Source organism: Hyphomicrobium sp. (genome assembly GCF_036262015.1).
GTDB lineage: Bacteria > Pseudomonadota > Alphaproteobacteria > Rhizobiales > Hyphomicrobiaceae > Hyphomicrobium_C.
Genome location: NZ_DATAJR010000008.1, coordinates 667,869 through 689,325 on the forward strand (window position 1 = coordinate 667,869; position 21,457 = coordinate 689,325).

Here is a 21,457-nt window from a genome sequence, read left to right on the forward strand (position 1 = left end):
GTCTGCAAGGCGGGCTGCTGCGCCTACTGCATCTTCCAGAATGTGATCGCGGCGGGGCCGAGGATCACCACGAAGAGCACCGGAAGGAAGAACAGAATCATCGGCACGGTGAGCTTGGGAGGAAGGGCTGCCGCCTTCTTCTCGGCTTCGGCCATGCGAATGTCCCGATTTTCTTTGGCCATGACGCGCAATGCCTGGCCAACGGGCGTGCCATAGCGTTCGGCCTGGATCAGCGCGGTCGTAACGGCCTTGACGCTTGGGAGGGCGGTTCGCTTGGCGAGGTTTTCGAACGCAACCCGCCTGTCCGGCAGATAGGACAGTTCGGCGGTCGTCAGCGACAGTTCCTCAGCGAGCTCGACACTTTGGTTGGCGATTTCCTTCGCCACCTTGCCGAACGAGGATTCGACGGACATGCCGGACTGGACGCAAATGAGCAGCATATCCAGCGCCTCGGGGAAAGTGATCTTGATGGCCTGCTGACGCTTTTGCGCAAGATTTTCGATGAAGATATTCGGTAGGTAGTAGCCAGCTGCTGCTGCGAGCACCGCATACAGGAGCTTCATGTTCGTCGAGGCTTCGATCTTGGCGATGAAGAAGAGATAGATCAGTGCAACGATAAATGCGAGGGGCGGTGCTGCGGCTCGGAAGAACATGAACGCAACGAGGGGCGCTTCGCCCCGAAGGCCGGCCATCTTGAGCTTGTTGCGCAGCTCTTCGTTGTCGAACTGCGATCTCAGATCGAACCGATCGACGATCTGCTGCATGAAGCCCTTGGGGGTCCTGCGCAGTTTGGTCGGACCGCGTTCCTTTGTCAGATCTGCGAGGCGCTGCGAGCGCAGCTTGTCACGTTCAAGCGCCATGACGCGCATGCGCTGGTTCATCTGATCGCGCGCCAGAATGGGCATGACAACGCTTAGAATGGTCGCGAACACCGCAACGGCGGCCAGTATCGTCGCCAGAAATTGCGGTGAGATTAGCGTATCGACGAGGTCTTGCATGACGTGATCTTCCGAGACCTAGAACTTGAAATTGATCATCTTGCGCATGACCAGTATCCCCATGCTCATCCAGAACAGCCCCGCAAGGATGAAGAGATTGCCGGTTCTGGTCTCGAACAAGGGGGCGATGTACTCGGGCGACGACGTGTGCACCATCAGCATCACGCCAGGCGGCAGGCAGCCCAGGATCATCGCAGAGGCCTTGGCTTCTGCCGAAAGCGCCTTCACCTTCATCGCCATCTTGAAACGGTCGCGCAGGACACTCGACAGATTGGAGAGAGCCTCAGCGAGGTTGCCGCCCGATTGTTGCTGGATCGCGACAACGATGGCGAGGAACTTCACCTCGGCAAGGGGCATACGTTGCGTGAGGCGGTGCAGAGCTTCCGGCAGCGAAACGCCAACGCGCTGCTGTTCGATGACTTCGCGAAACTCTCCGGCAACGGGCTCCGGGCTTTCCTTGGCAATGACGGCCAAGCATTCGTTGAGGGGCAGGCCCGATTTGATGCCGCGAACGATCACGTCGATCGAGTTTGCGAGCTCGACGAGAAACTTGTTCTGACGGCGGGCGGTGATCTTGGCGAGAACAAAGCGCGGCAACCCGAAGCCACCGACTAGCAGGGCCGCAATCATCAACATTGGGGCAAGTGAGGATGCAGACGAGGGCAACATGCTCTTCGCGAGAACTGCGCAGAGCACTGCCGAAACCGCACTTGCGATCCAGTAAGTTCTCGGCTGGATGTCCAGGCCCGCGCGCTCGAGGCGAATGCTGAGCGTCAGCTTCTCTTTGGCTTTCTGGCGGCTTTCGATATCCTTCAGGCTTTCCGCGACCTGTTTCTTGCGGTTGGCCGCCAATTCTGCGGCTGATCGCACCGAGAGCGTTTTTGCTCGCGATTCTGAAACGTTGGCGACTCGCTTATCTTTGAGCCGGTCGGCGGAAATGTACGGATACATGAATGCGTAGACCGTCGCTGCAATGGCGACGGCTGCGACAAGTGCCGTCAACAGCGGCATCATGCCGACGTCACCCATTGAGCTCTCCGATCGGGTTTCCGTTAGAATCGAGGACTTCGGCTGCGGCCAGCGCGGACGCAAGGCGCGTTTCTTCCTTGTAGTACTGTGCTCGGTCCCAGAAGGCAGGGCGTGCGATTCCGGTGCCGCGGTGACGTCCGATCAGCTTGCCGTTCGCGTCCTCGCCCGTGATCTCGTAGACGATCAGGTTCTGGAGGGTGATCGTCTCATCTTCCATGCCGGTCACCTCGGTGATGTGGGTCACCTTGCGGGATCCGTCGCGCAGGCGCGCGGCTTGAATGATGATGTCGATCGAGCCGACGATCATTTCGCGAATGGTTTTGATCGGAAGCGTGAACCCGCCCATCATGATCATGCTCTCGAGGCGGCTTAAGGCCTCGCGCGGGCTGTTCGAGTGGAGCGTGCCCATCGAGCCGTCGTGGCCGGTGTTCATCGCCTGCAGGAGGTCGAACGCTTCGGGTCCGCGAACCTCGCCGACGATGATCCGCTCGGGGCGCATACGCAGGCAGTTCTTGACGAGATCGCGCATGGTGATCTCGCCTTCGCCCTCAAGATTTGGGGGGCGCGTTTCGAGGCGGACGACGTGAGGCTGCTGAAGCTGAAGTTCGGCCGAGTCTTCGCAGGTGATGATGCGCTCATCCTGATCGATACAGCCCGTCATGCAGTTGAGAAGCGTGGTCTTGCCCGAGCCGGTGCCGCCGGAGATCAGGACATTGCAGCGCACGCGGCCAATGACTTCGAGAATGGTCTTTGCTTGAGGCGTGATCGCGCCGAATTTGGCGAGCTGCTCGAGTGTGAGCCGGTCCTTTTTGAACTTGCGGATGGTAAGCGCCGGTCCGTCTATGGCAAGCGGCGGGGCGATGACGTTAACGCGTGATCCGTCCGGCAAGCGGGCGTCGCAGATCGGGCTGCTCTCGTCGACACGACGTCCGACCTGACTCACGATGCGCTGACAGATGCTCATCAGCTGCTGGTTGTCGGCAAAGCGGACACCAGTCTTCTGCGTCTTGCCGTTGACTTCGATGAACGTCGTTCCGGCGCCGTTGACCATGATGTCGGCGATGTCGTCGCGCGCGAGCAACGGCTCCAGCGGTCCGTATCCAAGGACGTCGTTGCAGATGTCTTCGAGCAGCTCTTCCTGCTCGGCGATCGACATGACGACGTTCTTGACCTGGATGATCTCGCTGACGATGTCGCGGATCTCCTCACGCGCAGCCGCGGAGTCGAGCTTGGCGAGCTGCGTCAAGTCGATGGTGTCGATCAGCGCATTAAAGACCGTTGTCTTGACGTCGTAATATTCTTCGGAGTGGTGGCGCTGTTGCTCAACGGGCTCGACGCGCACCGGCGCTGCAGCCTGAGGATGTGCGACCGAGGCGGGCTGGGGTGATGCAGGTGCCGGCGCGGCGGGCTGCGCGGGCAGCCGCCGTTGTTGAACTCCGGGATCGTTTGTACGCCGACCAAACATCACTTGCCTCAACGCATGAGTTTGAGTTTTTCGAGCAAGGGCGCGAGTGGCGATTTCTTCTCGACTTTGATTTCCTTGCGGTGTGCCAGAGCCAGGGCGATGTCGCGGAAGGCCTGTGTCGCCTTGGCTTTGGAATTGTATTCCTCGACCATCTGCCCGTTGTTCGCGGCTTGTCCGAAGTTTTCGCAATCGAAATCGATGACGGCGAGCGCTTTCAGGTCGAGGGCGTTTTCGAACTCTTTCTGAGTGATCTCGGGACGCTTTTGCATGTTCGCCATGTTGAGGACGAGATGCGGTGCTGCGTCGTTTTTGCGTGCGGTTTTAATCAACTCGACGATGTTCTTTGCGTTGCGCAGATTGGCGAGATCCGGCATCGCCGTGATGACGATTTCGTCGGCTTGGAGCAGGAGGCGCTTGGTCCAAGGCGCCCAGGTATGCGGAAGATCGACCGCGACGAACGGTACGTTCTGGCGCACGACGTCGATCACCGTTTCGCACCCTTCCGGTGACATGTCGTAGTCGCGATCCAGAACAACCGGCGCGGCGAAGATCGAAAGGTGCTTCGAGCAGCTCGTGAGCAACCGATCCAGCAGGACTTCATCGAGGCGATCGGGATTTTGAAGCGCGTCCGCGATGCCTTGCACGGGATCCTGGTTGAAATCCAGGCCGGTGGTGCCGAATGCAAGGTCCATGTCGGCAATGACGATATTGGTGGAGAGCGCCTCCGATAGGCTCCAGGCCACGTTGTGGCAGATCGTCGACGAGCCGACGCCGCCCTTGGCGCCAATGAACGCGAGGACCTGTCCGACAGGATCGGATTGCGGATTGTTATAGAGTCCCGACAGACATTCCATCAGGTCGAACGCCGAAATCGGAGCGACGAGGTACTCCGAGATGCCGCGCTTCATGAGATCGCGATAAAGCACGACATCGTTCGCTTGGCCGACAATGACGACCTTCGTGCCGGGATCGCAGCTTTGCGCCAGCTCCTCAAGCTCGGTGATGAGCTGGCTATGCGAAGCGTGGGATTCCAGAATGATGAGGTTGGGTGTCGGGCTTTCCTGATAGTGAGCCACAGCCGCCTCGGCGCCGCCCATTTGAATGGTGACGTGCGTTTTGCCGAGGCGTCTGTCTTCGGATGCGGCCTGAATCACGTCTGCGAGGTCCGGTGTTTCGCAGAAGGCCTGAATCGAAATTCGGGGCAGAGGGCGTGCGCGATCGCTCGGGGACGCTTCCGCGTCCTGATCGTAGGAGGGCGGCAGCGTGTTGAACGCTTCGGACCCGGAACCCTTGAATGTGTTGGACATCGCTGCGCCTACTGTCACTTCGCTATCTTCACACGCTCGTCTTCCGACTTCTGCGATGCGGTCGATTCACCCTTGACGTACTTGTTCCATGTCACATCGCGACGCTCGCCAGCACGGTCGCTTTCGGTGCGCGGGCCCAGCAGGTCGCCGGGGTTTGCAACCATGACGGCGAGGTTGTGCTGGTTGGCGCATCCGAAGTTCGGATAGTTGGCGTTGTCACGCTGCTCGGCGAGGTTCGTCGGCCAGTAGCCACAGACGGGCGCTTCGGCGACGTAGCGCAGATACGAGATGCGGACCGGCGCGCTGCGACCGTCCGGGGCATGGTAGGCTTCCACGGCGATCGATGATGCGGCGAAGCCAATGTCGCTCAGGATCTGGCGAACTTCGCCAACAGCGTGCATCGAGGCCGTTTCGTTGGCGCTACCTCCGGGGGCCTGGATCACGATGCGGCTGTTGCCGGCGTCGCTGGCACGCGAGCGATCCGCGAATTCCATGACCTCTGCGCGCTGCCGCGGCGAGAGTCCGCGCGACGCTGCAGCGACCCGGATCTCCATCGTCTGGGGTTGCTGAGAGACGATAATCGGGTGGCGCTGGGAGTTGTCGACCATGGCCCAGCCTGCGACCTGAGGAGCGCCGGCTTCGTCGATGGCGCGGCATCCCGTGAGGCTTAATCCCATAACGGCGAGAGCCATCCAGGACAGCGGGGCGATGCGTGCCGTTTGTCTTCCGAACAGTGAGGCAAGTCCGTGCGTCATGATTGCGTTTCCAGCCCTGCCACTATTCCACGATGAATCCGTAGTCGCCCTTGAGGTCTCCCACCGGCGCGGCGCTTTCGACGCCGTAGATCCGGTTGAGATGCCCCATGAAGTTCGCTCTGCGGTCGGTTGCTTCGGCGAGGCCGTCGAGAGGCTTTGCCAGATCCTTCTGCGAAACCGGTTTCACGAGGTAAGGCGTGACGATCACCACGAGCTCGGTTTCACGCTTGATGAAGTCGCGGCTGCGGAACAGCGTGCCGAGGATCGCGATGTCCTTGAGGCCGGGGAAGCCGTCGATATTCTGGCGCACGTCGTCCGAGATGAGGCCGGCGAGCGCGATGGAGCCGCCGGACGGAAGCTCGACTGTGGAGTTGGCCTGGCGCTTCTTCAACGCCGGGATCTGCATCCTGTCGATCACGACGGCGCCGACGTTCGTCAGCTCACTCACCTCGCTCTCGATCTTCAGGCTGATCCGGCCTTCCGAGAGCACCGTCGGCGTGAACGCGACGCCGACGCCGAACTCTTTAAAGGTGACGGAGGTCTGACCGTTCGAATCTACGACTGGGATCGGAAACTCGCCGCCGGCCAGGAATTTCGCCGGTTCACCTGAGATTGCGGTCAGGTTCGGTTCTGCGAGCGTGCGGATGAGGCCGTCGCGCTCGAGCGCGCGCATTGCCTTACCGATGCGATAGTCTCCGTTGCCCCAGCTCGTTACGGTGCCGGAGTTGCCGAAGGTATTGTTTGGTCCGTTGTTATAGAAGCACGTGGTGCCTGCGCACGTGTTCTTTTCGTCTAGTGTCGTGCTGATTCCAGGCACCGGCAGGGATCCGAGGCCTGCTGCCGCGGTCAACGGCAGCGCGTTCGCGGTGAGAAGGCTCCAGGTGAAGTTTCCGGCGTTAATGTCGGCCGCCAAGTTGATGCCGAACTGCTTCAGTAGCTCGCGCTGCACTTCAGCGACGACCACCTTCAGCATGACTTGCTCTTCGCCTTCGACGCCGAGCAGGTTGACCACCTTGTTCTTGGCACGCTCATCCGATTCCGCGGCGGCGACTATGAAGCGAGAGGCAACGTCGCTTGCGCGGTTAGAATCGATTGGCGTGCGGACGGATCCGGTCAGGATGATGGTGTCGTTCAGGATCTCCGACTTGATGTTTGAACCCGGGATCAAACGGGCAAGAAGCATGTCCAGAACGGCCGTATCCTGCTCGACGCTGATCTCGAGCGTCAGGATCTGGTCGCCGTTGGCGTCGAAGAAAAACGCGTTAGATTGGCCGATTTTCTTGGCGATCAGATGGACCCGGTTTGACGACTGGACGACCGCATCGACGATCTCGGGCGCGGAGACCATCACGTCGCGAAGATCGAGACCAAGTTCGACGAGAAGCGATTTGTTTCTGCCAATGCGGACGGCACGCGTCTGCGGAAACTGCTCTCCGGCGCTGATACGAAGGACTGAGCTGTGTGCACTTCCCTCGACCGGCACGAAATCGCCGCCCGCGCGCGCGCGGTCAGCGTGCAGCGCAACAGCGGCCACTAAGACGAGTGCGGCAACCCATAGGAGGACGTTACGGGCCGACCGTTCCACGTTGATCAACATTCTTTCGCCTTTTGACGGACTAAAACTCGAGAATTACTCAGTTTACGCCGTATGCGCGTGACGCCGCGCCGTAACGCAACACGTGAACCGCCGTGCTGTCCCTGTTGGCTTTGGGATCGACGCCAGCTGTTGGACCCTGACTCACATCGAGATCCGCAATCGACCGCAGCGAGAGGCTGATGTCGCCCATGGAATTTGCGAGAGCGAGCAGCTCGGCCTGACGCGCCGTGAGCTCCAGCGTGGCCGTGCTGGCAGCGCCGTCCGCGGTCTTCTTTCCCTCCTTGTTCTCGATCTGCTGGCCGATCGCGAGGACGCGGACGTTGCCGAACAAGAGATCGCTCACATAGTCCTCCTGTCCGTTGCGGGTGCGCATGCGGCGGATGAGGATGACGTCGACGCGGTCGTTGGGAAGAATGAGATTGCCGACGGCTGTCTCTTCCTTGATGCGGGTCGAGATGGCGCGCATGCCGGCGGGCAGGATTGCGGCAAGAACACCGCCTTGCCCGGCCTTGACCAGTTTCTGCTCCGTGATCGGTTCGCCTGCCATGATCGGCGCGCGTGCGATGGAACCGGACAGCTGCGTCGTGGCGTCAGGCCGATCGGTGCGTGTGATGTAGCCGGGGGTGATCGTTTCGACCGGCCAGGATTGCCAGCGGAAGAGGCTGTCGTTCGTGATCTGGCCGAGGCCGATGTCGGTGCGCGCAACCAGAACGTCGCCGGATTTGACCTGGACTTCGACGGTCTTCTGAACGGCCGGCTTATTGACCATGCCGCGCACCATGACGAAGGCCAAAACGCCAGCCGTCGCCGCGATGGCAAGTCCAATGAGCTGGGGCCGTTTCATAGCGCGCGTTGTCCCATACGGCCGTTTATGGCCGAAGCTTTGCTTCCCTAAGCAAAGTCTGAAGGACAAACGTCAACGGGTCGTTAATTCCTGTATCGTTTTGGAGGGTTCAGCCAAGGGCTGCGACGACGGCCCAAGGTGTCATCGGGAGGACCATCAAGGCCGAGCACGTGATCGCGATCCCGTAAGGTATGCCAGTGCCCTGCTTATGTAGCTTCATGGCCCAGTCGGGTGCGTGCACGCCAAGAATCGGGAGCCGACGGTAGTAGAGGATGGCAATGGACAGCACGCCACCGAAGACTGTGACGAGAGCCAGAAATGGCAGGAGTTGATCGAAGCCGATCCAGAGCGCGGCGGCCGCGAGCAGCTTCGCATCGCCTCCGCCGAAGCCGCCGACCGCGAAAAGGAAAATGCCGGCCGCGAGGACCAACAATCCGGCACAGAGATGCATCAGCAGTGCTTCGGCCGGCAAGCCGAGAATGATCGCTGCAATGGGAAACAAGGCGACGAGCGCAACGGAAACCCGATTGGGTATGGTCATCGTCAGCAAGTCCATCGCGGCGCCGAACGCCATGATGGCGGCAAATGTCATAAGAATAGCGGACGCGATCACGGGACGCACCTCTGTACCGACGGTGTACTTGGCGACTTTCGCCGACTCTTAGGATCTAGGATCGCCTATTCCAGTAAATGGCGGATTAGCGCAGCAGCTGTATTGGTAACAGCGATCAATCGGGGATCTGCCCTTCGATTTCGCTAAACAGTCCGGTGAGCGACCCTTGCAAACTGGTCAGACTGAAAACCAGACCCATACCGAGAAATGCTGCGAGGAGACCATATTCGATCGCGGAAGCTCCGCTCTCGTCGTTCCAAAAATGTTTTGCGAGGCGCACCATGCAGAGCTTTCTCCCGTTGGACGTGAAAATATCGCTGCCTCCAGCTTTGGCGCAGTCTTGTTGATTCCGCTTGCAGTGCAGCCCCTGCGAGATACGGGCGAATGAAATGGGCCACCCGAGTGGTCGGATGGCCCAAAATAGAAAGTCTGTGAGCAGCTATTTCCGTATTACTGGGTGCCGTAGCTGTCGAGTTCGCCGCCGACGCGCGTGAAGATGCCGTCGAGAGCTTCCTGCAGAGTGCCAAGGCCGGCGATGATGCCGACGCCGACGATTGCAGCGATGAGGCCGTACTCGATCGCCGTAGCGCCCGACTCGTCCTTCAGGAAACGCGAGAAGATGTTGGTCATGACTCGATAACTCCCATGGTCGACTTCAGAATTCTTTTTAGTTCGCTGCGCGGACACGCCGTCGCGTCTGAACTGAAGGACACTCTACGCCCCATCTGTTAACGGCCTGTAAAAGCGATGGTGAACTGCATAAACAGACCTTACTTGCAAGTTAAAATTGAACATAAATTTTGAAAAACCTGAAATAATCCAAGTATTTTTCGGAATTTCGTCTGGTTTCCAAATTGTTATTCTATGTAAATCTGCGTAATTGCATCCTGCGACGTGATTAATATTCTATTATTTTGTTTTTTTACTTGAATTCCTGACGCGGCGCTTCAGTCGAAGCGTATGTAAGACATTCCACCCCGATGGGCTTGGAACCGGAATGCTGCCCCGATCCTACGGCGGTCGCTGTTTGATGTTTCGGAGCGCTGTGGCGTGCCGGGCTCCGGAAGGAGGTTCGCGCGCAAAAACAAACGCGCCGGGCAATAGCCTGGCGCGTTCGTTGGTCTGATCAGTGCCCGTTAGGGGGCAGCTATTCGTACTTGCCGTGGCAGTGCTTGTACTTCTTGCCCGATCCGCACGGGCAGGGGGCATTGCGCGAGACCTTGCCCCAAGTGGCGGGCTCGTTCGGATTGACGGCGTCGGCTGCCTTGCGGGTCTGTAGCGGGGCGCGCTTCTCAGCGGGCCGGGTGCCGCGCCCACGGGCGGCAATCGCCGCGTCGGCCATCGCAAGTTCGTCGTTGAGCTCGTCGAAGCCTGTCCTCGGGTCGATGTGGTGCGCCTGCATCTCGGGAAGCTCGGGCTCCTCAAGCTCTGGCGGCTGCTCGCCGGGAGGCGCGAGCTCGACATGCATGAGTTGGCCAGTAGTCGCTTCGCGCAGCCGCGCCAGCAGGCTCTCGAAAAGGACGAAAGCCTCGCTCTTATATTCGTTCAGCGGGTCGCGCTGGCCATAGGCGCGGAAGCCGATGACCTGGCGCAAGTGCTCGAGCGTGACGAGATGCTCGCGCCAGAGATGGTCGAGGGTCTGGAGGAGCACCATCTTCTCGATCTGACGATAGGTGCCGATGCCGATGTCAGCGGCTTTCGCAGCGGCCCTTTCGTCGACGGCCGCCAGCAGACGCTCAAGGATTTCCTCGTCGGCGATGCCCTCTTCGGCGCCCCAGGCTTCGAGGGGGAGGTCGAGGTCGAAGATGGCCTGAATAGCCTCCTTGAGGCCTGCCATGTTCCACTGCTCGGCGTAGGCGCGTTCAGGGATGAAGCGGGAGACGAGATCGTTCACCACCTGGTGGCGCAGCTCTTTCACTGTCTCGGAGACATCGTCCTCGGCCATGATGTCCTTGCGCTGGTCGAAAATGACCTTGCGCTGGTCGTTCATCACGTCGTCGTACTTCAGGATGTGCTTGCGAATGTCGAAGTTGCGGGCCTCGACCTTCTTCTGAGCCATCTCAAGGCTCTTGTTCATCCACGGATGCGTGATCGCCTCGCCTTCCTGCAGGCCGAGCGTCTTCAGCACGCTGTCCATGCGGTCTGACCCGAAGATGCGCATGAGGTCATCGTCGAGCGCGAGGTAGAACTTGGAGCGGCCGGGGTCGCCCTGGCGGCCGGAGCGGCCGCGCAGCTGGTTGTCGATGCGCCGGCTCTCGTGGCGCTCGGTGCCGATCACATAGAGACCGCCCGCTTCAAGCGCGGTGGCCTTCTTCTCATTGACGACCGTCTGGATCTCGGCGCGCTTCTTGGCGATGGCGTCTTCGGAGGGCGGACGGCCTGCTGTCGTTTCCTCCGCAACCCAGTCGCGCAGCTGATACTCGACGTTGCCGCCGAGCTGAATGTCGGTGCCGCGGCCGGCCATGTTGGTGGCGATGGTGACGGCGCCCGGCTTGCCGGCCTGGGCGATGATGCCGGCTTCCTGCTCGTGGTAGCGGGCGTTCAGGACTTGATGCGGGATCGGGTCGTCTTTGCTCTTCGCGGTGCCGATCTGGATCAGGTATGCGCCGATGTCATTGAAATAGGCTTTGAGCTCGGATTCGGCGCTAGTCTTGCCTTCCTTGGCCTCCTTGAACTTCTCCGCGAGAGACAGCAGGTTCTTGCCAAGCGTTTCGATGTACTTCTTATCCTTGAGAGACTCCGAAAGCTGCTCGGACTTCTCGATGGACGTCGTACCCACCAGGATAGGTTGGCCGCGGCGTGCGCAGTCCGCGATGGTCGTGACGATGGCGGCCAGCTTTTCTTTCTGGGTGCGATAGATTTCGTCGTCTTCGTCGGCGCGCGAGATCTTGAGGTTGGTCGGGACCTCGATGACGTCGAGCCCGTAGATGTCCATGAACTCGGATGCTTCGGTCAGGGCCGTGCCGGTCATGCCGGCAAGCTTCTTGTAGAGGCGGAAGTAGTTCTGGAAGGTGATCGAAGCCAGCGTCTGGTTCTCGGGCTGGATCTCGACGTGCTCCTTGGCTTCGAGGGCTTGATGGAGGCCTTCGGAGTAACGGCGGCCGGGCATCATGCGGCCCGTGAACTCGTCAATGATGATCACTTCGCCGGCTTTGACGATGTAATCCTTGTCGCGCTGAAAGAGCTTGTGGGCCTTGAGCGCCTGGTTGACGTGGTGGACCAGCGAGACGTTCTCGATGTCATAAAGGGAGCCCGTGAGCAGCTTTGCTTCTGCGAGCAACTGCTCCATACGCTCGTTGCCGACCTCGTTGAGCGCAACCTGGCGCTGCTTCTCGTCGAGTTCAATCAAGCCTTGGATCTTGAGCTCTTCTTTGAGGGCATCCTTCGAAACGGATTTTGCCAGCTCCGTCTCGATGTGGTCGTGCTCTGCCACGAGCCCTTTCACGAGCCCGTCGACGGCGACATAGAGGTCGGCGCGGTCCTCGAGCGGTCCCGAAATGATGAGCGGGGTACGCGCTTCGTCGATGAGGATGCTGTCCACCTCGTCGACGATGGCGAAGGCATGGCCGCGCTGGACCATGTCGTCCTTGCGCAACTTCATGTTGTCGCGAAGGTAGTCGAAGCCGAGTTCGTTGTTGGTGGCGTAGGTCACGTCGGCGCCGTAGGCGCTCTTACGCTGCTCGTCGTCGAGGCCATGGACGATGGTGTCGACGGTGAGGCCGAGGAAGCGGTAGACCTGTCCCATCCACTCGGCGTCGCGCTTGGCGAGGTAGTCGTTCACGGTGACGACGTGGACGCCTTCGCCTGCAATGGCGTTCAGATAGACGGCGAGCGTTGCGACGAGCGTCTTGCCTTCGCCCGTCTTCATTTCGGCGATATTGCCCTCGTGGAGCACCATGCCGCCGATGAGCTGAACATCGAAATGGCGCTGTCCGAGCGTCCGTTTGGCGGCCTCGCGCACCGTGGCAAAAGCCGGAATAAGCAGGTCATTGAGGGACGTGCCGTTCCGATATTGCTCGCGGAATTCTTCCGTCCGGGCTCGAAGCTCGGCATCCGTCAGCTTAGCCAGCTCGGGTTCGAGCGCATTGATTGCTTCGACGCGCGAGCGGTAGCTCTTCACCCTCCGCTCGTTCGATGAGCCAAAAATCTTCGAGGCGAAAGAGCCGATGGAGCCGATGGAGAGCATTAAGATAATTCCTCAATATCATGGACTTGTTGCGAAATCGACGCGCATGTGTCGCGCGCGTTCGCACTCGTCCGGTCGTATCCGACGGTCAAACACCATGAACTGGAGAACCGCGGAGAAGCGCCAGTCCGGCAGATCAGCCATACGGGGGCAGACATAAGGATTGACGCCCGGAATTGTCAACGCGTGGCCGGGTATTCTCTAGCGGACGTTCTTGATCGTTCCCTATTCCAGCATCTGGGAAAAATCCGGGCAAAACTCTGCAATTGTTAACTTGGCAGGCGGACCGGCGCTGGTCTATGGATGCCCCGAATTTTGTGACCTTACGCGAACATTACACTTCCATTACTTCCCCCTGCCTCAGACCGCGCCCCTATGCGCTCTGGAGGCGGCAAATCCCCAGGAGCCTGACTAAAGTGAAACCGTTCCGCATTGTCCGTCTTTCTGCGCTCGCCCTCACCGGTTCTGCGCTTGTGCTTTCGGGGCTTCCCCTCCTTGGAGCGATGGAAGCTCGGGCCGACGATGCCGTGATTGCGAAACTGAACGGGAAAGAGATCCGGGAATCGGATCTCGCGCTGGCTGAAGCCGAGGTGGGGCCGGAAGTGGCGCATATGCCTGCCGCGAACCGGCGCCGTCTGCTGCTCGAATTCGTGCTTGAGATGAAGCTGTTCGCGGAAGCCGCCGACAAGGCAGGCCTCGCGAGCGGGGCAGACTATGACGCCCGGCTTGCCTATTGGACGACGCGCGCCAAGCGCGATGCCTTCTATGAGAAGGAGGTCAAGGGCAAGGTCAGCGATGCGCTGGTGAAGGGCATCTATGACGACAAGGTCAAGATGATCCCGCCGGAGGACGAGGTCGAAGCGCGCCACATCCTGGTCGAAAGCGAGGAAAAGGCCAAGGAAGTCTTGGAGAAGGTCAACAAGGGTGACGATTTCGCCAAGCTCGCGGCGGAGTATTCTACCGATCCGGGTTCCAAAGCTGACGGCGGTAAGCTCGGCTATTTCAGCAAAGGGATGATGGTGAAAGAGTTCGAAGATGCCGCGTTCGCGCTGAAGAAGGGCGAGGTTTCCAAGCCGGTGAAGAGCAAGTTCGGCTGGCACGTCATCAAGGTCGAGGACCGCCGCGTGAAACCGCTTCCGACGTTCGAGGAAGTGAAGGGCCAGATCGTCAACAGCATGGTCCAGCAGAACGGGCAGCAGGTGGCAACGGACCTGCGCAGCAAGGCGCAGATCGAATACGTCGACAACGAGATGAAGCTGCAAGTCGAGCAGGAGGCCGCTGCGGCCGCTGCCAAGAAGAAGGTGTTCGAGCAGCAGATGGACGAGCAGATCAAAAAGAAAGAAGCGCTGGACGCCATCCAGAAAGAGCAAAAGTAGGCGTTCGGACGAAAATCTTGTCCGATGTTATTCGGGCCGCCCAATCTGGCGGCCCGATCTCTTTTTCAAAGGGACTCGGGCGGTTGTGTGATCAGCGGCCGGATGAATGCGCACTCGCGACGACTGGTATGTTTGCTCGCGGGCTGGTAAGCCCCGCGAGAGAGGGCTTTATTTCGGGAGCCACTATGTCCAGCCAACTCGCCTTGATCATTGCCATCCTGGCTGAGGTCGCCGCGACCTCGGCGCTTAAAGCTTCCGATGGGTTCAAAAATGTCGTGCCGTCCATCATCGTGATCGTTGGCTACGGTACGGCGTTTTATTTCTTGTCGCTGGCGTTGCGGAGCATTCCGATGGGTGTCGCCTACGCGATCTGGTCGGGCGTTGGCATCGTTCTCATTTCAATGGCTGGCTGGCTTGTTTACGGTCAGAAACTTGATCTTCCCGCAATTGCGGGGATGGGGCTCATCGTTGCCGGGGTTTTCGTCCTCAACGTCCTCTCCAAATCGACCGGGAGTTGATCGCGGCTCTGGCCAGCGCAAGTACAACACCGACAAGACTGCCGCCTGAATTCGTCTCCTCGGAGCTTTGCCATGGGCAAGATCACGTCCCGCTCACCATTCGCACCCGAAACGTTGGCTCACCTCGAGCCGATTGCTGGCGTGCGCTTTGCGACAGCTGAAGCCGGTATCCGGTACAAGGGCCGCACAGATTTGATGGTTGCCGTGCTGGACGAGGGGACGAGTGTGGCGGGCGTGTTCACACAGTCCAAAACCGCCTCGGCGCCGGTCCTTGCCTGCCGCAAGCATTTGAAGAAGGGGGCGGCCCGGCTCCTGATCGTGAATTCCGGTAACGCCAACGCGTTCACGGGCAAGAAGGGCCGGGAGGCGGTCGACATCACGGTCGAGGTTGGGGCGAAGGCAGCGAATGCGGAGCGCCACGAGGTGTTCGTGGCTTCGACAGGCGTCATTGGCGAGCCTTTGGAGGCAAGCAAGTTCGCGCATCTGATCGAAGGACTCGTAGCGGATGCCGAGCCGGATTCCTTCGAGGCGGCGGCACGCGCCATCATGACCACCGATACGTATCCCAAAGTTGCGACCCGGAAGGCGCTGATCGGTGACGTGGAGGTCACGATCAATGGCTTCTGCAAAGGCGCCGGGATGATCGCGCCCGACATGGCGACGATGCTGTGCTTCATATTCACGGACGCCCACATCGCGCCGAAGCCGCTGCAGGACCTGCTGTCGGAGCATGTCGAGACGACCTTCAATGCCATGACCGTCGACGGCGATACGTCGACGAGCGACACGTGCCTCCTGTTTGCGACGGGCGATGCAAGTGCGCGCGGCCAGCCGCCCATCACGAAGGCTGGTTCGAAGAAACTCAAGGCCTTCTCGGAAGCGTTGCACGACCTGATGAAGGATCTGGCGATTCAGGTCGCGAAGGATGGTGAAGGCCTTTCCAAGTTCGTGACCTTCATCGTGGAAGGCGCGGAAAGCGAGGCCGCTGCGCGCCGTATCGCGCTCTCCTGCGCGAACTCGCCGATCCTCAAAACTGCCATCGCTGGCGAAGATCCGAATTGGGGCCGTGTCGTCATGGCGGTCGGCAAATCAGGAGAAGCGGCAGATCGCGATCGGCTTTCGATCTGGTTCGGCGAGCATTGCGTCGCGCGCGACGGTGAGCGGGCTCATGAGTATGACGAAGCCACCGCCGCTTCCTATATGAAGAACCGCGAGATCGTCATTCGCATCGACGTCGGGGTTGGCAAAGCCTCGTCTCACGTGTGGACCTGCGATCTCACGCACGACTACGTGTCGATCAACGCCGACTACCGGAGCTGAGATGCCGTCAACAGCGGATTTCTGGATCCAGCGCTGGGAGAAGGGTGAAACCGGCTTCCATCGCGACGAAGTACACGATTTCCTAACGCGCCATTGGCCTAAGCTCGACCTTGCAATCGGGACGACTGTGTTCGTGCCTTTGTGCGGCAAGAGCCGCGATATGGTGTGGCTCGCGGCAGCAGGGCATCGCGTGGTCGGGGTGGAGTTGTCGCCCTTGGCCGTGGATGATTTTTTCCGCGAGCAGGGCATGGAAGCCGATACCCGCAAGGTTGGCGACTTCATCGTGCGCTCGTCCGGGCCGTTCACGATCTGGTGCGGCGATTTCTTCAAGCTTCCTGCGGAGGCGACGCGCGACGCTGCAGGGGCCTACGATCGGGCTGCTCTGGTTGCTCTGCCTGCGGGTCTTCAGGGCCGATACGCGCAGAAACTTGCCGAGCTTCTTCCCGCGTCGGCACCCATTCTTCTGACCAGTCTCACCTATCCGGAGGGGCAGATCCCAGGACCTCCGTTCTCCACTCCGTTGGCCCAGGTCGCGTCGATCTTCGCGGCCACGCATTCGATTGGCCTCTTGGAGAGCCGGGATGGGCTTGAGCAGAGCCAGAACCTCAAAGTGCGCGGTGTCACCGCCCTCGAGGAGGTTGCCTACGTTCTCAGACGGAAGCCTTGATCGCCGCGGGCGCCGAGCGAATGGCGTCGTAGACGAGGGCGAGATCGGCTGCGGTCGAACAGTACGGGGGCATGACGTAGATCGTGTTTCCGAGCGGCCGAAGCAGAATCCCGTGGCTCAGAAAATGCGTCCGCAACGCGATATTTGCGGACGCCAGATAGCCGCCATCCGAAACCTTGAGGTCGAGGGCCGTGATGGTGCCGATGCGGCGCGGGTTCTCGAAATGGGGATCGGCGGCAAAGCTCGCGAGATGCTCGTCCTGGATCTTTGCGAGCTTGGCAACGCGTTCGGGGACGGGTTCGGTTTGCCAAGTCGCGAGATTGGCGAGCGCCGCCGCGCAGCATACGGGATTTGCCGTAAAGCTCGACGAGTGGAAGAAGGTGCGGGAACGGTCCTGCGAATAGTGGGCGTCGAAGATGCGTGGGGTGGCTAACGTCGCGGCAAGTGGCAACGATCCGCCTGTCAGTCCTTTGGCCACGCAGAGAATGTCCGGCGAGATTCCGGCCTGCGTGCACGCGAAGAGGGTTCCCGTACGGCCCCAGCCCGTCATGACTTCGTCGGCAATAAAGAGCGCGTTGTGGCGCTCGCAGACGCGCTTCATTTCAGCCAGTACGTCGGCGCTATAGATCAGCATGCCGCCCGCGCCGAGGATCAGTGGCTCGGTGATGAAGGCCGCGAGCGAACCGTCCCGTCCTGCGGCGTCAAGTGCGTCCAGCGTCTCCTGCTCGCGGCCAGGGTGCGGGAACGGGATGTGGATGACATCGAAGAGCAATGGTTCGTAAGCGGCGTTGAATACGCCGCGCGCGCCCGCCGACATCGTTCCGATGGTGTCGCCATGGTAACCGTGCTCGAGAGCCGCAATGCGCGTCTTTGCCTGCCCGATGTTGCGCCAATAGCCGAGCGCCATTTTGAGCGCGACCTCGACCGCGGTCGAACCGCTGTCCGAATAGAAGACGTGGGCGAGGCCGCGAGGAGCGACATCGATCAGCTTCTCGGCGAGGGTTTCGGCCGGCTCGTGTGTGCAGCCCGCGAAGATCACCTGATCGAGCTTGTCGATCTGGTCATGGACGGCCGCCGTTATCGCGGGATGGCGATGGCCGTGGGTAATGACCCACCAGGACGAAATGCCGTCGAAGATGCGCCTATTGTCCTGGGTTTCGAGCCAGGCCCCTTTGCCACGCGCAATTTTGACGGGCGGAGGCTCCAGCGCGTGCTGTGTAAAGGGGTGCCAAACCGTATTGCGTGCCATCAGCTCAATTCCTCCGGGCGGAACTGAGCCTGAAACGCGGCCCGCAGGCTGTCACGCGTCAGCGGAGAGAGGTGCGGCAGGCGGCCGAGCCGTCGCACGTTCCCCATCTCGACGATGGTACGCTCCGTGTCGAGATTCTCATCGCCGACAAAAGCAATACCGAGGATCGGAATATTGCGGCCGTTGAGGGCTTCAATCGAAAGCAGGCTGTGGTTGATGGTGCCGAGCGCCGTGCGAGCAACGAGGATGACCGGCAAACGCCAGGATGCGAACAGATCGATCATCAGGCTCTGACGGTTGATCGGCACCATAAGACCGCCGGCGCCTTCCACGACGAGGGGGCCGGCAACCTCAGGCAGCTTGAGCTTGGCGAGGCTGATCTCAAGGCCTTCGGCCTCGGCCGCGCGATGCGGTGAGGCTGCCATCGCGAGCCGGTAGACTTCAGAGTGAATGCGGTCTGGTGGCAGGCCCGACAGCGCGCTCACGCGCGTGGTGTCGCCACCGCCTTCAAGGCCGCATTGGATGGGCTTCCAGTAGGTCGCGCCGAGGGCTGCAGCTAGCGCGGCCGCGAACACGGTTTTGCCGACGTCGGTGTCGGTTCCGGTGACAATCACGCCTTGGGTCATGCTGTGGCTCGCGCAAGGATGGCGGCCAGCGCGTCGAGCATACGCGACGTCGCTTCCTCGCCAGCGTTGAGGGTCAGCGAGACGCGCAGTCGGGCGGTGCCCTCGGGTACAGTTGGTGGCCGTACGGCGCGCACGTCGAAGCCCTCGGCCACCAAGGCCTTTGCGACGGAAACAGCGCGGTCATCGGCGCCGAGAATCACGGGCTGAATGTGAGAACCCGAGGGGGTGATCCCGCAGCGGCGCTCGAGCTCGCGGCCGGCGAACGCGACGAGGCTCGCAAGGCGCTCGCGGCGTGACGGGGCGTCGCGCATGATGCCGAGGGCGGCGCGGACCGCTGCGGCCATCAGCGGCGACGGCGCGGTGGCGTAAATGAAAGGACGCGCGCGATTGACGAGATAGTCGCGCAGGGTGCGTGATGTGAGAAGCATCGCGCCGCTCGCGCCCAGGGCTTTGCCACAGGTGTGGAGGGAGATGACGTCGGGCGCGCCTTCGAGGGCGTGAGCGAGCCCGCGTCCGTCAGGGCCGAGAACGCCAGTGGCGTGTGCCTCATCGACGACGAGGTAGCCGTCATGACGCCGTGCGACGGCAATGAGGTCCGCGAGTGGTACCTGGTCGCCGTCCATCGAGTATAGGCTTTCGACCGCGATCCAAGGGCGACCTGTGCCACCTTCGGCTCGCCAGTGCGTGATCGCGTCGTCGAAGCTCTGCGCGTCGTTGTGGATGGCGGACGCGATCGTCGCCTTTCCGGCACGCATGCCGTCGATGACGCTGGCGTGGATCAAGGCATCATGGACGACAAGGTCGCCGCGCGCCGGGAGCGTCGAAAACAGAGCGTAGTTGGCGACAAAGCCGCCGCCGAAGTAGAGGCAGCTCTCTGCGCCGAAGAAGGCTTGGGCTTCAGATTCGAGTGCCTCGTGCTCGGGATCGTTGCCCCTGAGCAGGCGCGAGCCGCCCGCCCCGATGGCAACGCCGCGATCGAGGGCCATCGCCACGGCTTCTGAAAGCTCGCGCGAGTTGGCGAGCCCCAAATAGTCATTGGACGAGAAGTCGATGCCTTGGCGGGCGCTGAGCTCGCGCAGGCGTCCGCGACGCTCCAGCGCCTTTAGCGCGCGCTCGTGGCTGTCTGACATGATGTGTGTCCGGTGCAGCCGCAGCCGGCGTGCTCCGTGGCGTTCTCTGCGCTGGCTTCGACATCCGGATCGTTTTCGAGAGCCATTGGCTCGATGCCGAGCTTCCGGAACAGCGCCTGATCCTTGTCTTCGCCGGGGTTGTCGGCAGTCAGTAGCGTATCGCCACAGAAGATCGAGTTGGCGCCGGCGAAGAAGCACATCGCCTGCATTTCTTCGCTCATCTCGGTGCGGCCGGCGGACAGGCGCACGAACGAGGTTGGCATCATGATGCGTGCGAGCGCGATAACGCGAACGAACGCGATGGGATCGACCTTCTTGCGGTTCTCAAGCGGTGTGCCCGGAATGGGGATCAGCATGTTGATCGGCACGCTTTCCGGATGCTCATCGAGGTTGGCAAGCGTGACCAGCATGTCGATACGGTCCTCGTCCGTCTCGCCGAGACCGACGATGCCACCCGAGCAGACCTTGATGCCTGCTTCGCGGACGCGCGACAGCGTATCGAGGCGATCCGCGAAGGTCCGCGTCTTGATGATCTCGGAGTAGTAGCGCTCGGAAGTATCGATGTTGTGATTGTAGTAGTCGAGGCCGGCGTCCTTGAGCTGGGCCACGTCGGTATCGGAGAGCATGCCGAGCGTCATGCACGTTTCCATGCCGAGTGCTTTGACGCCCTCGACCATGGCGACGACTGAGTCCATGTCGCGGCTCTTCGGGGAGCGCCAAGCCGCGCCCATGCAGTAGCGGGTCGCGCCTTGCGCCTTGGCCTTCTTGGCTTCGTCAATCACGCGCTGCACTTCCATCAGCTTCGAGGCCTTGAGGCCCGAGGCGTGATGGGCGGACTGGCTGCAGTAGCCGCAATCCTCGGCGCAGCCGCCAGTTTTGATCGAGAGCAGACGCGCAAGCTGGACCCTGTTGGGGTCGAAATGCGTGCGCTGGACCGTTGCCGCGCGGAAGAGGAGATCGTTGAAGGGAAGGTCGTAGATGGCCTGCGCTTCGGCCCGGGTCCAGTTATGACGGACCTGGTCCAGGGCGGGCGTGGCCATCGGGACGACGTGCACGTTCATCGAGGGTCTCTCCTCATTCCGGCTCAAACCGGGCCTGAGCGCGTTTCTATCACTCGCTGGGCCGGCCGGCTCGGATGACATTTAAGCATCTGTAGTAAAACGATTTTTCTTCTCGAGTGCGCGCCTGAGTGGCCGCGTGCCCGAACGAAGATCCTCCGCACGATGTTTGCACCGCGGAGGGATGGGACCGCAAGGCTCAATTTGCTGCAGGGCAGCGGGAGGACAGAACGGGCTCCTCCACGTGTCCAACTATAGATATTCGTTATAGATGTCCGTTTACTGAAGTCTCAACTTGCGCTGGGTCAGAACTTGGGGAAGGCTGACAATGCTCAAATGATTTGGGGCGATTTCATCTCAAATCTATATTTTGGGGAGACTCCCATGGACCTCACGTCTTTGCTTATTCAAGCTGCGAGTGGGGCAATCGGCGGAAACGCCGCTGCTGCAGCCACCAAAAACGACGCTCTCGGAACACTGGGTAATACGATTGCCGGCGCATTGGGCGGTGGCATCGGCGGCCAGTTGCTCGGTCCGTTGCTTGGACTGGGCGGCGCTGCTGCTGCATCCGGACTCGACATCAACGCGATCGTCACAGGTTTCGCGACCGGCGGCGTCAGCGGAGCGCTGACCGCGCTCGTGCTCGGGTTCCTAAAGGCGAAGTTTGCTACGTAGCCCTCCGAGTCGAACCGGCCGGGGCTGGGTGCCGCGGCCGGTAT

20 protein-coding genes and 1 pseudogene are annotated in these 21,457 nt (G+C 60.9%); 5 read left to right on the forward strand and 16 right to left on the reverse strand.

The window, feature by feature from the left end:
- Nucleotides 1–23: 23 nt before the first annotated feature.
- The 12 genes and pseudogenes from VHO05_RS11675 to secA all read right to left on the reverse strand — a co-directional run.
- Nucleotides 24–998: a type II secretion system F family protein gene (locus tag VHO05_RS11675; RefSeq protein WP_329646753.1), complete on the reverse strand. Its 975-nt coding sequence runs from the start codon at nt 996–998 to the stop codon at nt 24–26.
- 18 nt (nt 999–1,016) lie between these two features.
- Nucleotides 1,017–2,027, reverse strand: a complete 1,011-nt coding sequence (locus VHO05_RS11680) for a type II secretion system F family protein (RefSeq protein ID WP_329646754.1) — start codon at nt 2,025–2,027, stop codon at nt 1,017–1,019.
- On the reverse strand, nt 2,020–3,492 hold the full coding sequence (locus VHO05_RS11685) for a CpaF family protein (protein WP_329646755.1): 1,473 nt from the start codon (nt 3,490–3,492) through the stop codon (nt 2,020–2,022). The genes VHO05_RS11680 and VHO05_RS11685 overlap by 8 nt, the downstream gene beginning before the upstream one ends.
- An 8-nt stretch (nt 3,493–3,500) precedes the next feature.
- The gene (locus tag VHO05_RS11690) at nt 3,501–4,799 is read right to left on the reverse strand and encodes an AAA family ATPase (protein ID WP_329646756.1); all 1,299 of its coding nucleotides are present in this window, start codon (nt 4,797–4,799) and stop codon (nt 3,501–3,503) included.
- Between the two features lie 14 nt (nt 4,800–4,813).
- Nucleotides 4,814–5,554: a CpaD family pilus assembly protein gene (locus VHO05_RS11695; RefSeq protein ID WP_329646757.1), complete on the reverse strand. Its 741-nt coding sequence runs from the start codon at nt 5,552–5,554 to the stop codon at nt 4,814–4,816.
- Nucleotides 5,555–5,576: 22 nt separating this feature from the next.
- On the reverse strand, nt 5,577–7,151 hold the full coding sequence (locus VHO05_RS11700) for a type II and III secretion system protein family protein (protein WP_329646758.1): 1,575 nt from the start codon (nt 7,149–7,151) through the stop codon (nt 5,577–5,579).
- Between the two features lie 37 nt (nt 7,152–7,188).
- Entirely contained in the window at nt 7,189–7,995 is an 807-nt protein-coding gene (gene cpaB / locus VHO05_RS11705; RefSeq protein WP_329646759.1) for a Flp pilus assembly protein CpaB, read from the reverse strand.
- A 109-nt stretch (nt 7,996–8,104) separates the two neighbouring features.
- Nucleotides 8,105–8,608 (reverse strand): A24 family peptidase, encoded by a 504-nt coding sequence (locus VHO05_RS11710; protein ID WP_329646760.1) that lies wholly within the window; start codon nt 8,606–8,608, stop codon nt 8,105–8,107.
- Between the two features lie 115 nt (nt 8,609–8,723).
- Nucleotides 8,724–8,891, reverse strand: a complete 168-nt coding sequence (locus tag VHO05_RS11715; protein ID WP_329646761.1) for a Flp family type IVb pilin — start codon at nt 8,889–8,891, stop codon at nt 8,724–8,726.
- A gap of 167 nt (nt 8,892–9,058) precedes the next feature.
- Entirely contained in the window at nt 9,059–9,238 is a 180-nt protein-coding gene (locus VHO05_RS11720; RefSeq protein WP_329646762.1) for a Flp family type IVb pilin, read from the reverse strand.
- Between the two features lie 517 nt (nt 9,239–9,755).
- A complete protein-coding gene (locus tag VHO05_RS20255; protein ID WP_414653776.1) occupies nt 9,756–9,950 on the reverse strand; it encodes an SEC-C metal-binding domain-containing protein in 195 nt (64 codons plus the stop codon).
- Between the two features lie 27 nt (nt 9,951–9,977).
- A pseudogene (secA, locus tag VHO05_RS11725) lies at nt 9,978–12,794 on the reverse strand (preprotein translocase subunit SecA); the annotation flags it as partial.
- A 416-nt stretch (nt 12,795–13,210) separates the two neighbouring features.
- On the opposite strand from secA, the gene VHO05_RS11730 reads away from it, so the two are divergent.
- The 4 genes from VHO05_RS11730 to VHO05_RS11745 all read left to right on the forward strand — a co-directional run bounded on the left by VHO05_RS11730 (nt 13,211) and on the right by VHO05_RS11745 (nt 16,675).
- The gene (locus tag VHO05_RS11730; protein WP_329646764.1) at nt 13,211–14,170 is read left to right on the forward strand and encodes a peptidylprolyl isomerase; all 960 of its coding nucleotides are present in this window, start codon (nt 13,211–13,213) and stop codon (nt 14,168–14,170) included.
- 185 nt (nt 14,171–14,355) lie between these two features.
- On the forward strand, nt 14,356–14,688 hold the full coding sequence (locus VHO05_RS11735) for a DMT family transporter (protein ID WP_329646765.1): 333 nt from the start codon (nt 14,356–14,358) through the stop codon (nt 14,686–14,688).
- 72 nt (nt 14,689–14,760) lie between these two features.
- Nucleotides 14,761–16,008, forward strand: coding sequence for a bifunctional glutamate N-acetyltransferase/amino-acid acetyltransferase ArgJ (gene argJ / locus VHO05_RS11740; protein WP_329646766.1), 1,248 nt, complete (start codon nt 14,761–14,763; stop codon nt 16,006–16,008).
- 1 nt (nt 16,009) lies between these two features.
- A complete protein-coding gene (locus VHO05_RS11745; RefSeq protein ID WP_329646767.1) occupies nt 16,010–16,675 on the forward strand; it encodes a thiopurine S-methyltransferase in 666 nt (221 codons plus the stop codon).
- Here the strand turns inward: VHO05_RS11745 and VHO05_RS11750 are convergent.
- The 4 genes from VHO05_RS11750 to bioB are packed head-to-tail and all read right to left on the reverse strand — an operon-like array spanning nt 16,659 to nt 20,741.
- Complete coding sequence (locus VHO05_RS11750) at nt 16,659–17,924, reverse strand: adenosylmethionine--8-amino-7-oxononanoate transaminase (protein ID WP_329646768.1); 1,266 nt, start codon at nt 17,922–17,924, stop codon at nt 16,659–16,661. The two genes, VHO05_RS11745 and VHO05_RS11750, sit on opposite strands and share 17 nt — an antisense overlap.
- Nucleotides 17,924–18,550: a dethiobiotin synthase gene (gene bioD, locus VHO05_RS11755; RefSeq protein ID WP_329646769.1), complete on the reverse strand. Its 627-nt coding sequence runs from the start codon at nt 18,548–18,550 to the stop codon at nt 17,924–17,926. The genes VHO05_RS11750 and bioD overlap by 1 nt, the downstream gene beginning before the upstream one ends.
- Nucleotides 18,547–19,680 carry an 8-amino-7-oxononanoate synthase gene (locus VHO05_RS11760; RefSeq protein WP_329646770.1) on the reverse strand — a complete coding sequence of 378 codons (1,134 nt, stop codon included), beginning with the start codon at nt 19,678–19,680 and terminating at the stop codon, nt 18,547–18,549. Before VHO05_RS11760 ends, bioD begins: the two co-directional genes overlap by 4 nt.
- Entirely contained in the window at nt 19,653–20,741 is a 1,089-nt protein-coding gene (gene bioB, locus VHO05_RS11765) for a biotin synthase BioB (protein ID WP_329646771.1), read from the reverse strand. Before bioB ends, VHO05_RS11760 begins: the two co-directional genes overlap by 28 nt.
- Nucleotides 20,742–21,122: 381 nt before the next feature.
- Here bioB and VHO05_RS11770 point away from each other — a divergent pair, with 381 nt between their 5' ends.
- The gene (locus VHO05_RS11770) at nt 21,123–21,413 is read left to right on the forward strand and encodes a hypothetical protein (protein ID WP_329646772.1); all 291 of its coding nucleotides are present in this window, start codon (nt 21,123–21,125) and stop codon (nt 21,411–21,413) included.
- The last annotated feature ends 44 nt before the right edge of the window (nt 21,414–21,457 follow it).

Bases quoted from the DNA above. Each gene is read 5' to 3' on its own strand.
- VHO05_RS11675 (WP_329646753.1), bottom strand. From the start codon at position 998: ATGCAAGACCTCGTCGATACGCTAATCTCACCGCAATTTCTGGCGACG.
- VHO05_RS11680 (WP_329646754.1), bottom strand. From the start codon at position 2,027: ATGGGTGACGTCGGCATGATGCCGCTGTTGACGGCACTTGTCGCAGCC.
- VHO05_RS11685 (WP_329646755.1), bottom strand. From the start codon at position 3,492: ATGTTTGGTCGGCGTACAAACGATCCCGGAGTTCAACAACGGCGGCTG.
- VHO05_RS11690 (WP_329646756.1), bottom strand. From the start codon at position 4,799: ATGTCCAACACATTCAAGGGTTCCGGGTCCGAAGCGTTCAACACGCTG.
- VHO05_RS11695 (WP_329646757.1), bottom strand. From the start codon at position 5,554: ATGACGCACGGACTTGCCTCACTGTTCGGAAGACAAACGGCACGCATC.
- VHO05_RS11700 (WP_329646758.1), bottom strand. From the start codon at position 7,151: ATGTTGATCAACGTGGAACGGTCGGCCCGTAACGTCCTCCTATGGGTT.
- cpaB (WP_329646759.1), bottom strand. From the start codon at position 7,995: ATGAAACGGCCCCAGCTCATTGGACTTGCCATCGCGGCGACGGCTGGC.
- VHO05_RS11715 (WP_329646761.1), bottom strand. From the start codon at position 8,891: ATGGTGCGCCTCGCAAAACATTTTTGGAACGACGAGAGCGGAGCTTCC.
- VHO05_RS11720 (WP_329646762.1), bottom strand. From the start codon at position 9,238: ATGACCAACATCTTCTCGCGTTTCCTGAAGGACGAGTCGGGCGCTACG.
- VHO05_RS20255 (WP_414653776.1), bottom strand. From the start codon at position 9,950: ATGGCCGACGCGGCGATTGCCGCCCGTGGGCGCGGCACCCGGCCCGCT.
- VHO05_RS11735 (WP_329646765.1), top strand. From the start codon at position 14,356: ATGTCCAGCCAACTCGCCTTGATCATTGCCATCCTGGCTGAGGTCGCC.
- argJ (WP_329646766.1), top strand. From the start codon at position 14,761: ATGGGCAAGATCACGTCCCGCTCACCATTCGCACCCGAAACGTTGGCT.
- VHO05_RS11745 (WP_329646767.1), top strand. From the start codon at position 16,010: ATGCCGTCAACAGCGGATTTCTGGATCCAGCGCTGGGAGAAGGGTGAA.
- VHO05_RS11750 (WP_329646768.1), bottom strand. From the start codon at position 17,924: ATGGCACGCAATACGGTTTGGCACCCCTTTACACAGCACGCGCTGGAG.
- bioD (WP_329646769.1), bottom strand. From the start codon at position 18,550: ATGACCCAAGGCGTGATTGTCACCGGAACCGACACCGACGTCGGCAAA.
- VHO05_RS11760 (WP_329646770.1), bottom strand. From the start codon at position 19,680: ATGTCAGACAGCCACGAGCGCGCGCTAAAGGCGCTGGAGCGTCGCGGA.
- bioB (WP_329646771.1), bottom strand. From the start codon at position 20,741: ATGAACGTGCACGTCGTCCCGATGGCCACGCCCGCCCTGGACCAGGTC.
- VHO05_RS11770 (WP_329646772.1), top strand. From the start codon at position 21,123: ATGGACCTCACGTCTTTGCTTATTCAAGCTGCGAGTGGGGCAATCGGC.